8 protein-coding genes, 18 tRNA genes and 3 pseudogenes are annotated in these 13308 nt (G+C 38.6%); 4 read left to right on the top strand and 25 right to left on the bottom strand.

The genetic code is table 11. The features are described 5' to 3' along the window. The first annotated feature begins 44 nt into the window (after window positions 1-44). Window positions 45-179 carry a hypothetical protein gene (locus DPQ31_RS29430; RefSeq protein WP_000911069.1) on the top strand — a complete coding sequence of 45 codons (135 nt, stop codon included), beginning with the start codon at window positions 45-47 and terminating at the stop codon, window positions 177-179. 40 nt (window positions 180-219) lie between these two features. On the opposite strand, the gene DPQ31_RS23420 is transcribed toward DPQ31_RS29430, so the two are convergent. The 6 genes from DPQ31_RS23420 to glgB all read right to left on the bottom strand — a co-directional run bounded on the left by DPQ31_RS23420 (window position 220) and on the right by glgB (window position 8874). Then, window positions 220-777: a GNAT family N-acetyltransferase gene (locus tag DPQ31_RS23420; protein ID WP_000677946.1), complete on the bottom strand. Its 558-nt coding sequence runs from the start codon at window positions 775-777 to the stop codon at window positions 220-222. Window positions 778-835: 58 nt separating this feature from the next. Next, window positions 836-3244, bottom strand: a complete 2409-nt coding sequence (gene glgP, locus DPQ31_RS23415) for a glycogen phosphorylase (protein ID WP_000494069.1) — start codon at window positions 3242-3244, stop codon at window positions 836-838. 18 nt (window positions 3245-3262) lie between these two features. Continuing rightward, window positions 3263-4693: a glycogen synthase GlgA gene (glgA, locus tag DPQ31_RS23410; RefSeq protein WP_208731072.1), complete on the bottom strand. Its 1431-nt coding sequence runs from the start codon at window positions 4691-4693 to the stop codon at window positions 3263-3265. Between the two features lie 112 nt (window positions 4694-4805). Further along, window positions 4806-5840: a glucose-1-phosphate adenylyltransferase subunit GlgD gene (gene glgD / locus DPQ31_RS23405; protein WP_000504178.1), complete on the bottom strand. Its 1035-nt coding sequence runs from the start codon at window positions 5838-5840 to the stop codon at window positions 4806-4808. A gap of 18 nt (window positions 5841-5858) precedes the next feature. After that, the gene (gene glgC, locus DPQ31_RS23400; protein WP_000057608.1) at window positions 5859-6989 is read right to left on the bottom strand and encodes a glucose-1-phosphate adenylyltransferase; all 1131 of its coding nucleotides are present in this window, start codon (window positions 6987-6989) and stop codon (window positions 5859-5861) included. After that, window positions 6937-8874 carry a 1,4-alpha-glucan branching protein GlgB gene (gene glgB / locus DPQ31_RS23395; protein ID WP_208731071.1) on the bottom strand — a complete coding sequence of 646 codons (1938 nt, stop codon included), beginning with the start codon at window positions 8872-8874 and terminating at the stop codon, window positions 6937-6939. The genes glgC and glgB overlap by 53 nt, the downstream gene beginning before the upstream one ends. 466 nt (window positions 8875-9340) lie before the next feature. On the opposite strand from glgB, the pseudogene DPQ31_RS23390 reads away from it, so the two are divergent. Together DPQ31_RS23390 and DPQ31_RS29870 are read left to right on the top strand one after the other, a co-directional pair. Then, a pseudogene (locus tag DPQ31_RS23390) lies at window positions 9341-9460 on the top strand (TasA family protein); the annotation flags it as partial. Window positions 9461-9488: 28 nt separating this feature from the next. Beyond that, window positions 9489-9680, top strand: a pseudogene (locus DPQ31_RS29870) (peptidase); the annotation flags it as partial. A 266-nt stretch (window positions 9681-9946) separates the two neighbouring features. Here DPQ31_RS29870 and DPQ31_RS23385 read toward each other — a convergent pair. Continuing rightward, window positions 9947-10891 (bottom strand): L-lactate dehydrogenase, encoded by a 945-nt coding sequence (locus DPQ31_RS23385; protein WP_000715347.1) that lies wholly within the window; start codon window positions 10889-10891, stop codon window positions 9947-9949. A 481-nt stretch (window positions 10892-11372) separates the two neighbouring features. On the opposite strand from DPQ31_RS23385, the pseudogene DPQ31_RS23380 reads away from it, so the two are divergent. Further along, window positions 11373-11537, top strand: a pseudogene (locus DPQ31_RS23380) (IS4 family transposase); the annotation flags it as partial. 111 nt (window positions 11538-11648) lie between these two features. Here DPQ31_RS23380 and DPQ31_RS23375 read toward each other — a convergent pair. From DPQ31_RS23375 to DPQ31_RS23290, 18 genes are all read right to left on the bottom strand, one after another. Continuing rightward, window positions 11649-11720, bottom strand: a tRNA-Glu gene (locus tag DPQ31_RS23375). A gap of 5 nt (window positions 11721-11725) precedes the next feature. Continuing rightward, window positions 11726-11816, bottom strand: a tRNA-Ser gene (locus DPQ31_RS23370). A gap of 6 nt (window positions 11817-11822) precedes the next feature. Then, a tRNA-Asn gene (locus tag DPQ31_RS23365) sits at window positions 11823-11897 on the bottom strand. A gap of 7 nt (window positions 11898-11904) precedes the next feature. Next, a tRNA-Ile gene (locus tag DPQ31_RS23360) sits at window positions 11905-11981 on the bottom strand. A gap of 10 nt (window positions 11982-11991) precedes the next feature. Beyond that, window positions 11992-12062, bottom strand: a tRNA-Gly gene (locus DPQ31_RS23355). 13 nt (window positions 12063-12075) lie between these two features. After that, a tRNA-Lys gene (locus DPQ31_RS23350) sits at window positions 12076-12151 on the bottom strand. A 10-nt stretch (window positions 12152-12161) separates the two neighbouring features. Then, window positions 12162-12237: transfer RNA gene (locus DPQ31_RS23345), tRNA-Thr, on the bottom strand. Window positions 12238-12251: 14 nt separating this feature from the next. Then, a tRNA-Phe gene (locus tag DPQ31_RS23340) sits at window positions 12252-12327 on the bottom strand. 14 nt (window positions 12328-12341) lie between these two features. Beyond that, a tRNA-Asp gene (locus tag DPQ31_RS23335) sits at window positions 12342-12417 on the bottom strand. 3 nt (window positions 12418-12420) lie between these two features. Then, window positions 12421-12497, bottom strand: a tRNA-Met gene (locus tag DPQ31_RS23330). A gap of 27 nt (window positions 12498-12524) precedes the next feature. After that, window positions 12525-12617, bottom strand: a tRNA-Ser gene (locus DPQ31_RS23325). Window positions 12618-12634: 17 nt separating this feature from the next. Then, window positions 12635-12711: transfer RNA gene (locus DPQ31_RS23320), tRNA-Ile, on the bottom strand. A 3-nt stretch (window positions 12712-12714) separates the two neighbouring features. Then, window positions 12715-12791: transfer RNA gene (locus tag DPQ31_RS23315), tRNA-Met, on the bottom strand. Window positions 12792-12811: 20 nt separating this feature from the next. Next, window positions 12812-12884, bottom strand: a tRNA-Ala gene (locus DPQ31_RS23310). Window positions 12885-12899: 15 nt separating this feature from the next. After that, window positions 12900-12973: transfer RNA gene (locus tag DPQ31_RS23305), tRNA-Pro, on the bottom strand. A gap of 10 nt (window positions 12974-12983) precedes the next feature. Next, window positions 12984-13057: transfer RNA gene (locus DPQ31_RS23300), tRNA-Arg, on the bottom strand. 3 nt (window positions 13058-13060) lie between these two features. Further along, a tRNA-Leu gene (locus DPQ31_RS23295) sits at window positions 13061-13149 on the bottom strand. 16 nt (window positions 13150-13165) lie between these two features. Next, window positions 13166-13240, bottom strand: a tRNA-Gly gene (locus tag DPQ31_RS23290). Window positions 13241-13308 lie beyond the last annotated feature (68 nt).

Raw genomic sequence — 13308 nt, 5'->3', positions numbered from 1 at the left:
ACTATAATAATATATGAATTTACTTTTGGATGAGGGGACCTTACATGTTAAAGTTTATCTTTGCACTTTTTCTCATTGTAATTTTTTCGGTTACAGGTTTCTTTACATTTTCATACTTTGCGACAGGAGAATATGGTGGAACAGGCATAATCTATACCGCTATCCCATTTCTTTCTTAAGCAAAATAAGTAAACCGAGCTTAGTCTCATTTAGCTCGGTTTACTTTGCGAAGCAATCGTATTCCTGTTTTAAAAGCGAATACACTTTAGAATCACTGTACGTATTATTCATTTTTACATTTTGCCTTAATGTACCTTCATATACCATTTTTAATTTTTGCATCACACGTTCAGAAGCTACATTTCTCACACTACATCTCCCTTCAATACGATTCAAATTTAATTCTTGAAAACCAACTTTTATAACTTGTTCTAACGCTTCAACAATAACTCCTTTCCCCCAATATGTTGGGCTAATTACAGCTCCAATCGATGCACTATTATGTGGCATAAGCCATATTCCACATGTTCCAATTACCTTTTGGTTATCATTCAGCATAATAGACCATATAAGAGCCTTACCATCTCGTATCGTTGTAAACATATTTTCTAATAAACGATGAGTTTCCTCTTTCGTTTTATGTACTTCCCTCGGTACATATGTAGCTGTTTCCGCATTAGAATATACTTCAAATAAATCAGCTGCATGTGCACCATGTATCTTCGTTAAAATTAATCTATTTGTTTTTAAATCTCCTTGTTCATACATACCCTTCATATGCCATTCACCACACTTCTGTATAATGAGTAAAAGTCCCTTCAAAAGGGACTTTTACTTAATGTTGTTTAACCGTATTACCAATACCCCAAATTTCATTACTGTACTGCAAAATCGTTCGATCGCTCGCAAAATGACCTGATTGTGCAATATTTAAAATCGACATTTCTAGCCATTTCGTTCGATTTTCATAAGTACGCCCTACAGCTTCTTGCCTTTCCGCATATGGACCAAAATCTCGCAAAACGAAATATTCATCATTTTGAATAACGAGAGAATCGTAAATTGCTTCAAATTCAGCTCCCGACTGTGCAAAGAAACCATTCGTTAACTGATCTACTACTTTTTTAATATGCATATTGTGGTGATAATAATCACTTGCACGATATCCACCATTTTGATAGTAATGAAGAACCTCTTCCGCCGTTAAACCGAAAATGAAACAGTTATCATCACCGACCCTGTCTTTTATTTCAATATTAGCTCCGTCTAATGTGCCGAGTGTAATCGCACCATTCATCATAAATTTCATATTTCCTGTTCCTGATGCTTCTTTACTCGCAGTTGAAATTTGTTCACTTACATCCGCCGCTGGGAATATATCTTCCGCTACAGAAACTCGATAGTTTTCTAGAAAGATAACTTTCATATATTGGCTTACGTACGGATCGTTATTTACTTTCCTTGCGAGTTCATTAATTAATTTAATAATTTTTTTCGCATAATAATAGCCAGGTGATGCTTTCGCTCCAAAAATAAAAGTACGCGGATAAAATGTAAAACTAGTATCCTCTTTCAAACGGTTATACAAATATAAAATATGAAGAACGTTTAATAATTGTCGCTTGTAAGCATGCAGTCTTTTTACTTGCACGTCAAAAATAGAATTTGGATCAATTGTAATCCCCATTTTATTATGAATACGCTCCGCTAAAATCTCTTTACGCTCTTGTTTTACCTCTGCAAATTTCTCTTGGAAACTCGCATCATATTGAACTGTTTGCAACGCCTGCAGCTTAATCGGTTCTTTCTTCCACTCTGTTCCAATCGCCTCTGAAATAAGGTTCGTCAGCTGCGGATTTGCCTTCATTAACCAACGTCTATGAGCGATTCCATTCGTCTTATTATTAAACTTATCTGGATAAAACTCATAAAACAATCGCATTTCACGTTGCTTCAAAATTTCCGTATGAATTTTTGCTACACCGTTTACGCTATGGCTACCGACAATTGCTAAATGAGCCATTTTCACAAGATCATGTGCAATAATCGCCATATCTTCAATGCGATGCCATTCGTACGGATAACGTTCCCAAAGTTCATGACAGAAACGTTCATTAATCTCTTCAATAATCATATAAATTCTCGGTAATAACGGTTTAAAAATGTGAATTGGCCACTTCTCAAGCGCTTCTGATAACGTCGTATGATTCGTATAAGAAATCGTTTGCGTCGTTATGTGCCAAGCCTCTTCCCATGCTAATTTTTCTTCATCTAATAAAATACGCATCAGTTCTGGAATCGCTAAAACCGGATGTGTATCGTTAATATGAATCGCAATTTTTTCATGTAATTGACGAAGGTCACCATATCTTTCTCTATGCGTACGAACGATATTTTGTAAACTTGCTGATACGAGGAAATACTGTTGTTTTAAGCGAAGTATTTTCCCCTCATCATGCGTATCATCTGGATATAAAAACTCCGATACCGCCTCTGTTTCACGCTTATATTTCAAAATATCTTTGCAGTTTTGCGGGAAAGGAACTGGTTCAGCATTCCAAAGCCTAAGCGTATTTACAGTACTCGTCTCATAGCCTACTACTGGAACATCATATGGTACCGCCATAATGACTTCTGCATTCGTATGTCTGAACTCTAAACGTCCATCCATTTCTAACGGCTCCACACTGCCAAAATAGCTTACTTCTACAGCTTGATCATGCCTTCTTACTTCCCATACATTTTCATGAAGAAGCCATTGTTCTGGAAACTCAACTTGATAACCATCAACAATTTTTTGATCAAACAAGCCATGTTTGTAACGAATCCCACAGCCGTGTCCTGGTAAGTTTAAAGATGCGAGTGAATCAAGAAAACAGGCTGCTAGACGTCCAAGCCCACCATTTCCAAGACCTGCATCTGCTTCCACCTCTTCTAACTCTTGCAAAGAAATCCCAAGCTCCGAAAGGCCCTGCTCACATACATCCCTGATACCTAAATTTAAAATGTTACTTCCAAGCAAACGTCCAAGTAAAAACTCAATGGATAAGTAATACATTTGCTTTTGCTCTCCAGACCGATAGCTTTCGTTCGTTGCAATCCATTGACTATTCATATACTCACGTACCATGTACCCAAGCGTATTATATTGATCACGAGTTGTAGAGTCTTTGAAACTTTTCCCATACATCGTCTCTAACTTTTCTAGAAAGGCTGATTTGAAACTTTCAACATGAGTAAACATTTTTTCACCACCTACATGTTATTCCATGAGACTTTTATACAATTTCTTATAAGCAAGAGCTGATTTCTCCCAACTATAATCTTCAGTCATCGCTTGTTTTACAAGCTGTTCCCATACCGGCTTATCGTGATAAAATTCAATTGCACGGAGAACCGTATACAACATGTCATGTGCATTGAAATTCGTAAAACTGAAACCATTTCCTTCTCCTGTTTCTTCATCATAAGATTGTACAGTATCGTTTAATCCACCTGTTTCTCTTACAATCGGAATCGTACCGTACGCTAATGCGATAAGTTGTCCAAGTCCACACGGTTCAAACAGTGACGGCATTAAAAATAGATCGCTTCCCGCATACACTTGATGCGCAAGCTCCTCATTAAATCCGATATATACCTTCACCTTCTCTGGATACTCATATGCCATCCATTCAAAGAACTGTTCGTATTCTGAATCACCGGATCCTAAAATAATACATTGTACATCTTCTTCCATTATTTCACGGAATACAGTACGTACTAAATCAAGACCTTTTTGTTTCGTTAATCTCGTGACCATTGCAATAATTGGTGTATCCTCTTTTTCTGGCAAACCAAAATAACGCTGCAATGCACGTTTATTTTCATTTTTTTCATATAATGACTCTGCATCATACTGAGCTGTAATATACGAGTCCGTTTCTGGGTTATATACGCTCGTGTCAATTCCATTTACAATGCCACTCAGCTTATCATTATATTTTCGTAGCAATCCATCTAATTTCTCACCGAAAAACTCATATTGTATTTCTTCTTTATATGTCGGGCTAACCGCTGTAATTTGATCAGAAGCGATAATACCGCCTTTCATAAAGTTCACATTTCCATAAAACTCTAGCTGTTCACTATGAAAATATTCATCACCAAGCTCTAACAGGTCGTACATCACTTCAGGAGAAAATACACCTTGGAACTGCAAGTTATGAATTGTATATACCGTTTTAATACGCTCATATAATGGGTTGTCTTGATACTTTTCGCGAAGTAAGAAATTAACCATAGCGGTATGCCAATCATGGCTATGAAGAACATCCACTTCAAAATCAAGATGCGGAATACACTCTAAAACTGCCTTCGAAAAATAAGAAAAACGCTCTCCGTCATCATAATGACCGTACAAAGAATCCCTCTTAAAATAATATTCATTGTCTATTAAATAATACGTAATCCCGTCTTGCTCACCTTTTAAAATTCCGCAATATTGATTTCTCCAGCCAAGAGGAACGTTAATTACTTTATGAAGCGTACATCCATCTCTTAATTTTTGCGGAATAAGACTATAATTCGGAAGTATAATACGTACATCCACACCTAATTTTTTAAGCTCTTTTGGGAGCGCACCTGCTACATCAGCTAATCCTCCCGATTTAACAAACGGTACACATTCTGATACTGCAAATAAAATATTCACTTGTTGTCCCACTGCTCGAAAAGCATATATTACTCTTCTTGCAGCTTCCTCCCTTCGAGTTTTCATTTAAATTAAAACTTTAATCAGTGGAGGAAAGACCCCCACTGATTCTTCAAGAATAACTATTAATCGTACTGTTTTGAATGCTTCCTTTTTCTACAACGTACGGCTCATCGGTGTTTCCTTTTAAAACGACACCGTCACCAATTTTCACGTCTTTATCAATAATAACACCGTCTATTATACAGTTATCTCCAATTTGGCTCTTTTGCATAATAATACTATTACGAACAATTGAACCTTTTCCAATTTTAACAGAACGGGAAACAACACTGTTTTCTACTTCCCCTTCAATAATACTGCCATTTGCAATCATTGTATTTTTCACGACTGCACCCTTTAGGTAACGAGTTGGTGGCTCATCTTTTACTTTCGTAAAAATCGGTGCTTCTTTCTTAAATAATTGCTTCCAAATAGCAGGTTGCAAAATTTCTAAGCTATGTTTATAGTAACTTTCAATCGAGTCAATAATAGCTACATATCCTGTATGCTCATACGTAGCAATATGCAGTGATTTTCCGCGCTTTTCTCTCACTACATCAAATAAACTGTATTGCTCCACATCTTTATATGTCTCAAATAAATCTAACAATAATTGTTTCTTTAACACGTATGTTTGAAGCGAAACCCCTTCATGGCAAACTTCAGTAATATCAGCTGCCGTATGTATATGCCGCTCTAACACCGCCTGGAAATTTAATGCTGTTACGAGATGGCTATTCGTAATAACAACGTATTCTTCTCTGCTTCTTAGAAAATAATCAATATGTCTTCTAAAATGTGCAAAAGATCCAAACTCATCTTGGTCACATTGGCAATTTGGTGGGAATAAAAACAATCCGTCACGTTTTCTATCTAAATCCCACTGTTTCCCTGAACCAACATGGTCCATTAACGAACGGTTTTTATGGCTTGTAAAAACCGCCACACTATGAATATTAGAATTCACCATATTGGAAAGCATGAAATCAATGAGTCGATAACGGCCCCCAAACGGTAGCGCCGCTAGTGAACGATGCCCTGTTACTTTCTGTAAGGAAGTAAAACTTCCCGTTGCATTAATAATTCCTAACATTTTTTCTCCCATTCATTTCATCCCCCTTTTCTATTTCCCTTCAGCAATTAATACTACATCGTCAACATTTTTTTCTGGACGAATGATTGTTCCATCTTCAATAACCATTTCCGATCCAACAATTGCTCTTTCAATCACAACATTTTTCCCAATCTTCGCTCCTGGCATAACGACGGAATCAATAACCATACTACCTTCTTCCACCGTCACCCCTTGGAATAAGACAGAATGCTTCACGTCCCCTTCAATGACGCACCCTTCGTTAATCAATGATTCTTCCACTTTTGCCTTTTCCGCAATATATTGAGGCGGTTCGTTTGGATTGACAGAATAAATACGCCAGTTACGATCATTTAAATTCAATGATGTTTCATCGCGAAGTAAATCCATATTCGCTTCCCATAAGCTTTTCACTGTTCCAACATCTTTCCAATATCCTTCAAACGGATACGCCATTAGCTTCTTCCCTTCATCTAATAAAAGCGGAAGTACATCTTTTCCGAAATCATTACTAGATTCAGGATTTCTTGCATCCATTTCTAAATACTCTTTCAAAATTGCCCAGTTAAAAATATAGATTCCCATTGATGCAAGATTACTTCTTGGAAATTGCGGTTTCTCTTCAAACTCAACAATTTCCATCTCTTCATTCGTATTCATAATGCCAAAGCGACTCGCTTCATCCCAAGGCACTTCAATAACAGAAATCGAAACGTCCGCTTCTTTCTCAACATGGTAATCTAGCATTTTACTGTAATCCATTTTATAAATATGATCGCCTGATAAAATAAGGACATACTCTGGTTCGTACTGACTTAAATAGTTTAAGTTTTGATAAATGGCACTTGCCGTACCTGTGTACCACTTCACACCTGAAGACTCCGCATAAGGAGGTAATACTGTGACTCCACCGTTTACTCGGTCTAAATCCCAAGCATTGCCGATTCCGATATAATTATGAAGTTCGAGCGGTTGATACTGCGTCAAAATCCCAACCGTTTCAATACCAGAATTCGCACAATTACTTAACGTAAAATCAATAATGCGATATTTACCACCAAATGGAACAGCTGGCTTGGCTAAATTTTTTGTTAATGCACTTAAACGACTACCTTTTCCCCCTGCTAGTAACATTGCTACGCACTTTTGTTTTTGAGCCATCTTGTTTTTTGCTCCCCTTTCTAGTCTTCACTGGTCGTAATATGGATACGCCAAATGGTGGAATTGTAATTTCTACATGTGCCTCTTGATTATGGTACGGTTCTAGAGTCGCCTTAAGACGTTTTTTATTCACTTGCCCCGAGCCGCCATATTGCTCCGCATCACTGTTTAAAATCTCGTTATAATACTCGAAATCTGGTACACCTACTTTATAGTTTTCATATGTAGCTTTCGTAAAATTACATACGACAACTAACGCATCTTCTTGTTTATCTCCTTGGCGAATAAACGAGAAAATACTTTGCTCATTATTATTAGCATCAATCCACTGAAATCCTTCAGGTGAATGATCAAGCTGCCAAAGTGGTTTTGAGCGCTTATACAATGCTATGAGCTCTTTAAAGTAATCATGCATATAACGATGCATTTCAAAATCATGTAAATTCCAATCTAAATCTTCAAGGTCTTTCCACTCATCAAACTGCCCAAATTCTCCTCCCATGAAAAGTAATTTCTTTCCTGGGTGAGTAAATAAATATCCATATAATAAACGAAGCTGAGCAAACTTATCCCAGTAATCTCCTGGCATTTTATTTAATAACGACTTTTTCCCGTGAACGACTTCATCATGAGAAAGCGGTAATATGAAGTTTTCAGAGTAAGCATATAGTAAAGAGAATGTTATTTTCTCATGAATATACTTCCTGTATTCAGGTGCACACTCCATATATTTCAGCACGTCATTCATCCAGCCCATATTCCATTTGTAATTGAATCCAAGTCCACCTTCATAAGTTGGAGCTGTTACAAGTGGCCAAGCTGTTGAATCTTCTGCTGTCATAAGACAGTCTTCATCCTCTGCAAATACCGCTTCATTTAACTCTCGTAAAAATGAAACAGCGTGCTCATTACTTTGCTCCTGTCCTTCTTTATTCCAGTACAACATATTCGCAACTGCATCCACCCTGAAACCGTCAATATGGAAATATTTCATCCAAAATAACGCATTTGAAATTAAGAAATTACGTACTTCCCTTTTTCCTAAATCAAAATTGACAGTTCCCCATACTTGGTTTTCTTGTACATCCTTATCTTTATATTCATAAGTCGGTGTCCCATCAAACAAATATAGACCGTGAGCATCTTTACAAAAATGCCCCGGCACCCAATCTAAAATGACACCGATTCCATATTTATGACATTCATCGACAAAATACATCAAATCATGTGGTGTGCCGAATCTACTCGTTGCTGCATAATATCCCGTCCCTTGATATCCCCAAGAACGATCATATGGATGCTCAACAAGCGGCATGATTTCAATATGTGTAAATTGATGTTCCACCACATACGGAATGAGTTCTTCTACCATTTCCCTATAAGAATACAGCGTTCCATCTTCTTTCTTCTTCCAGGAACCGAAATGTAATTCATAAACTGTCATCGCTTCTTTATAAATCGGCTTTTTCTTTTTCTTACGACTCCAGTTTTTATCATTCCATTCGTATCCCTTCATATCAAAAACTACAGATGCCGTATTCGGTCTTACTTCTGCATATACAGCGTACGGATCTGCCTTAAAAATGACTTCACCAGCCATCGTTTCAATCGCATATTTATATATTTCTCTTTCTTCAATATGCGGTATAAACAAGGACCAAATTCCCTCTTCTGTCTCTTGTAGCATCTTATGTTGCTCATAATCCCATTCATTAAAATCGCCAACAACACTCATTGCTTTCGCATGAGGAGCCCATACTGTAAATCGTACCCCTCGCATCTCATCTTCCGTCACAATATGTGCGCCAAAGATGCTATAACTCTCATAGTACTTTTCTGTATGAAACTCATCTCGTTTCACTTTTTCACAATTTATTACATTCAATATGCTCACCTCACTAAGATGACAGAATTTTTTATACTTTAACTATTTCTGCAAAAAACTGTGATATCCTTGTTAATTTATAAAAAATATTCGTTTTTTTCTTAAAAACGTTGGTTTTTCTTCACATTTCCGTGTAAAATATCGAATTTTGACGAATATTCATTGCAAACGCTTCATTTTCCCCTATCTTTTTTACTATCATTTTTTTCTCAACCTCTATTTTATTAGGTTTAGCCTATTTTTCATGCTATTTTCTACTTAAAACCGTAGCAAAACAATCTGTCATAAAAAAATATTTCTCAATATTTTTTGTCATAATTTTATTGAAATGCAAAATTCCTAAGTAGGTTATTCTCAATAAAGAATATTAAATTTTCATAAATATAACTCATACTAAAATACTGTGTTTACTCTATCTATATCCAAAAAGAAAATTCGATAAAAAATTAAATTAAGGTGGGTTCTTATGCCAGTAAAACAAAAATTAGAACTGGGAGTTGGCACGGCAACACTCAGCTTATCACTTACATTCGGTGGTTTATTCGCTTATTTCAGTGATTCTGAAACATCGAGTAACTCATTTCAAACTGTCTAACAACAAAATTAGGTACTGAAAGCTACTTGGTCAATATTATTATGCAAGACCTGAGGAAAGCCTTGCAGGTGATAAAGATATTTGCTTCGTCGAAAAGAACTTCTTGAAAAAAGGACCAGATGCATCTAAATCACAAACAGCTGTAGAAAAATCAAAAAGCGGTACACTCGCAGATATTTTAAAGAAATTGGGCTTAACGCCTAAAAAATAATAAAGTGAAACTTTAATCAGTGGGGGGTTTTGTTCATCCCCACTGATTATTAGCCCGCACCAATCGGGGTCTTACTGCCCGGCAAATAGCGGGATAATAAAGAGCACTCTACTTTACGTAGAGTGCTCTTTTTCTATAAACGACCCTTATCCAGCAAAAGGGGTATATTGGGGATATACAAGGGAAACCGGAAAAGGAATTTATATTAAATTATATAAGTTCAGAGGTAAGAAGCAGTTTCCCACCTCTGAATTATTTAGCAATTATTATAGTACTGGTGCCATTGTTTCTTTTAATACTTTTACAGAATGAGCGAATTTCACTTTTTCTTCTTCATTTAGCTCAAGCTCTACAATTTCACGTACACCTTCGCGGTTAATAACAGCTGGAACACCTACGTAAGCATCTTTCTCACCGTATTGACCTTCAAGGTATGCAGATACAGTTAATACGCTGTTCTCGTTGTTTAAGATCGCTTTAGTTACACGAAGTAGTGACATACCGATTCCGTAGTAAGTTGCACCTTTACGCTCGATGATATGATAAGCTGCATCACGTACGTTTTCGAAAATTTTATCTAAGTCTTCTTGATTGTACTGTTCGTTGTTAGCTAAGATTGTTTCTAGTTTTTGTACACCGATAGTAGCGTGGCTCCATACTGGAAGTTCAGTATCACCGTGCTCACCAACGATGTAAGCATGAACGTTACGTGGATCTACATCTAAGTAGTCACCTAACATGTAACGGAAACGAGCAGAGTCTAAAGTTGTACCAGAACCGATTACGCGCTCTTTTGGTAGACCAGATTCTTTCCAAGTTACGTAAGTTAAAATGTCAACTGGGTTAGTTGCGATTAAGAAGATTCCATCGAATCCGCTATCCATAATACCGCGAACGATTTGTTTAAAGATCTTTGTATTTTTCTCAACTAAGTCTAAACGAGTTTCACCTGGTTTTTGTGGTAATCCCGCAGTGATAACTACTAAATCTGCATCTTTACAATCTGCATAGCTACCGCTCCAAACTTTTGTTGGTGATGGAGAGAATGGTACCGCATGGCTTAAGTCCATTGCTTCCCCTTCTGCTTTTGCTTCATTAACATCTACAAGTACGAATTCTTCAGCTACACCTTGGTTGATCATTGAGTAAGCGTAACTACAACCTACAGCTCCTGTTCCTACTAATACTACACGATTGATACCTTTTTTCATGTTAATTTCCCCTCTCTATTGTTCACATATATTTTTTTATGATTGTTTAAGTAATTAATTAAAATACTAATTTAATGTTGTTTAACTTCTTTACATTCATATTGTAGCACGTATCATTGTGAATTACTTCACAAATTATGACCTATTTGTGAACTTTTTCACATAGAGTGTAAAGTTATTGGAATAGGTGTGGAATCCATTTCAATGGAGGCGTTTTCTTTAGATTGTGAAAGGGTTTTTCTTATGGTTTTTGTCGATAAGTGAAATTATATCGGCGATTATTAGAATATATCGACCGTAACTCCAAATATATCAGCGATTATTGAAATTTATCGATCGTAACTCAAATTATATCAGCGATTTTTGCAATATATCGACTTACCGACAAAACTCGACAATAATGACAACATAAAAAGCTGTCTCCAGTAGATTACTTATTGGGAGACAGCTTCTTCTATATATTATTTATTTTCCGCAGTAGCTCCCGGATGTATTTTCTTCGATTTATACAAGTGCAGGGGGCTACAGCCATACAGATGGGATAAAAGTTCAATTTGAGTATGATTTGTTAAGTAGATGATTCCTTCATATTCATACAGGCCCAAATAAACAACATGATTGTATTTACGGCTCTCTATGTACCCCACTGCAATAGCGAATACTTCATATTTCTTCTATTGCATAAAAAAGCAGACTATCCAAAGCCCACTTTTACACAATAAAAAAGAGATAGCAGATTATGCTATCTCTTTTAGTATGACCCGTACGGGATTCGAACCCGTGTTACCGCCGTGAAAGGGCGGTGTCTTAACCACTTGACCAACGGGCCAATTCTGGCAGAGAAGAAGGGATTCGAACCCTCGCACCGCGTTCGCGATCTACTCCCTTAGCAGGGGAGCCCCTTGAGCCACTTGGGTACTTCTCTATAATATGGCTCCGCAGGTAGGACTCGAACCTACGACCGATCGGTTAACAGCCGATAGCTCTACCACTGAGCTACTGCGGAACAATTATGGTGGGCCTAAATGGACTCGAACCATCGACCTCACGCTTATCAGGCGTGCGCTCTAACCAGCTGAGCTATAGGCCCATAATTGAAAAGCGGGTGAAGAGAATCGAACTCTCGACCAGAGCTTGGAAGGCTCTTGTTTTACCACTAAACTACACCCGCATTAAATTGTAAATGGTGAGCCATGAAGGATTCGAACCTTCGACCCTCTGATTAAAAGTCAGATGCTCTACCAACTGAGCTAATGGCTCATTTTGAAAGTGGTGCCGGCTAGAGGACTTGAACCCCCAACCTACTGATTACAAGTCAGTTGCTCTACCAATTGAGCTAAGCCGGCTTGCGATTTCAAAATGGTGGCTCGGGACGGAATCGAACCGCCGACACGAGGATTTTCAGTCCTCTGCTCTACCGACTGAGCTACCGAGCCTTTATGTAAAAAAATGGCGGTCCCGACCGGGGTCGAACCGGCGATCTCCTGCGTGACAGGCAGGCATGTTAACCACTACACCACGGGACCATTTGGTTGCGGGGACAGGATTTGAACCTGCGACCTTCGGGTTATGAGCCCGACGAGCTACCGTGCTGCTCCACCCCGCGATGATAAAATATTCAATTTAGAAAAAATGGAGGAGGTAGAGGGATTCGAACCCCCGCGCGACTCTCGCCGCCTGTCGGTTTTCAAGACCGATCCCTTCAGCCGAACTTGGGTATACCTCCGAGATATAAACTTTGAGTGGTGGACCTTGTAGGACTCGAACCTACGACCGGACGGTTATGAGCCGTCTGCTCTAACCAGCTGAGCTAAAGGTCCTTATGGTAGCGGCGGAGGGGATCGAACCCCCGACCTCACGGGTATGAACCGTACGCTCTAGCCAGCTGAGCTACACCGCCATAAGTAATATAAAAATAAGTGGAGCCTAGCGGGATCGAACCGCTGACCTCCTGCGTGCAAGGCAGGCGCTCTCCCAGCTGAGCTAAGGCCCCATGTTTTTGGGAATATCGGGAAGACAGGATTTGAACCTGCGACCCCCTGGTCCCAAACCAGGTGCTCTACCAAGCTGAGCCACTTCCCGTTAATAAAAGCGCGCCCGAGAGGAGTCGAACCCCTAACCTCTTGATCCGTAGTCAAACGCTCTATCCAATTGAGCTACGGGCGCATATGGTGCCGAGGGCGGGGGTCGAACCCGCACGGTGGTCACCCACCGCAGGATTTTAAGTCCTGTGCGTCTGCCTGTTCCGCCACCCCGGCATGTCATATTGAAAATTGGAGCGGAAGACGGGATTCGAACCCGCGACCCCAACCTTGGCAAGGTTGTATTCTACCACTGAACTACTTCCGCAAGACATGTTATGAGATATTTTATTAAAAGTGCGGGTGAAGGGAGTCGAACCCCCACGCCAAAGGCGC

This window comes from Bacillus sp. COPE52, from assembly GCF_003355115.1.
Taxonomy (GTDB): Bacteria; Bacillota; Bacilli; order Bacillales; family Bacillaceae_G; genus Bacillus_A; species Bacillus_A toyonensis.
Note: the sequence above shows the minus strand (reverse complement) of the source record. Positions and strands in the feature narration are given on the sequence as shown.

What these genes read in the sequence shown, in the direction of transcription:
- DPQ31_RS23420 (WP_000677946.1), bottom strand. Translation starts at nt 777, where the DNA reads ATGAAGGGTATGTATGAACAAGGAGATTTAAAAACAAATAGATTAATT.
- glgP (WP_000494069.1), bottom strand. Translation starts at nt 3,244, where the DNA reads ATGTTTACTCATGTTGAAAGTTTCAAATCAGCCTTTCTAGAAAAGTTA.
- glgC (WP_000057608.1), bottom strand. Translation starts at nt 6,989, where the DNA reads ATGGCTCAAAAACAAAAGTGCGTAGCAATGTTACTAGCAGGGGGAAAA.
- glgD (WP_000504178.1), bottom strand. Translation starts at nt 5,840, where the DNA reads ATGGGAGAAAAAATGTTAGGAATTATTAATGCAACGGGAAGTTTTACT.
- DPQ31_RS23385 (WP_000715347.1), bottom strand. Translation starts at nt 10,891, where the DNA reads ATGAAAAAAGGTATCAATCGTGTAGTATTAGTAGGAACAGGAGCTGTA.
- DPQ31_RS29430 (WP_000911069.1), top strand. Translation starts at nt 45, where the DNA reads ATGTTAAAGTTTATCTTTGCACTTTTTCTCATTGTAATTTTTTCGGTT.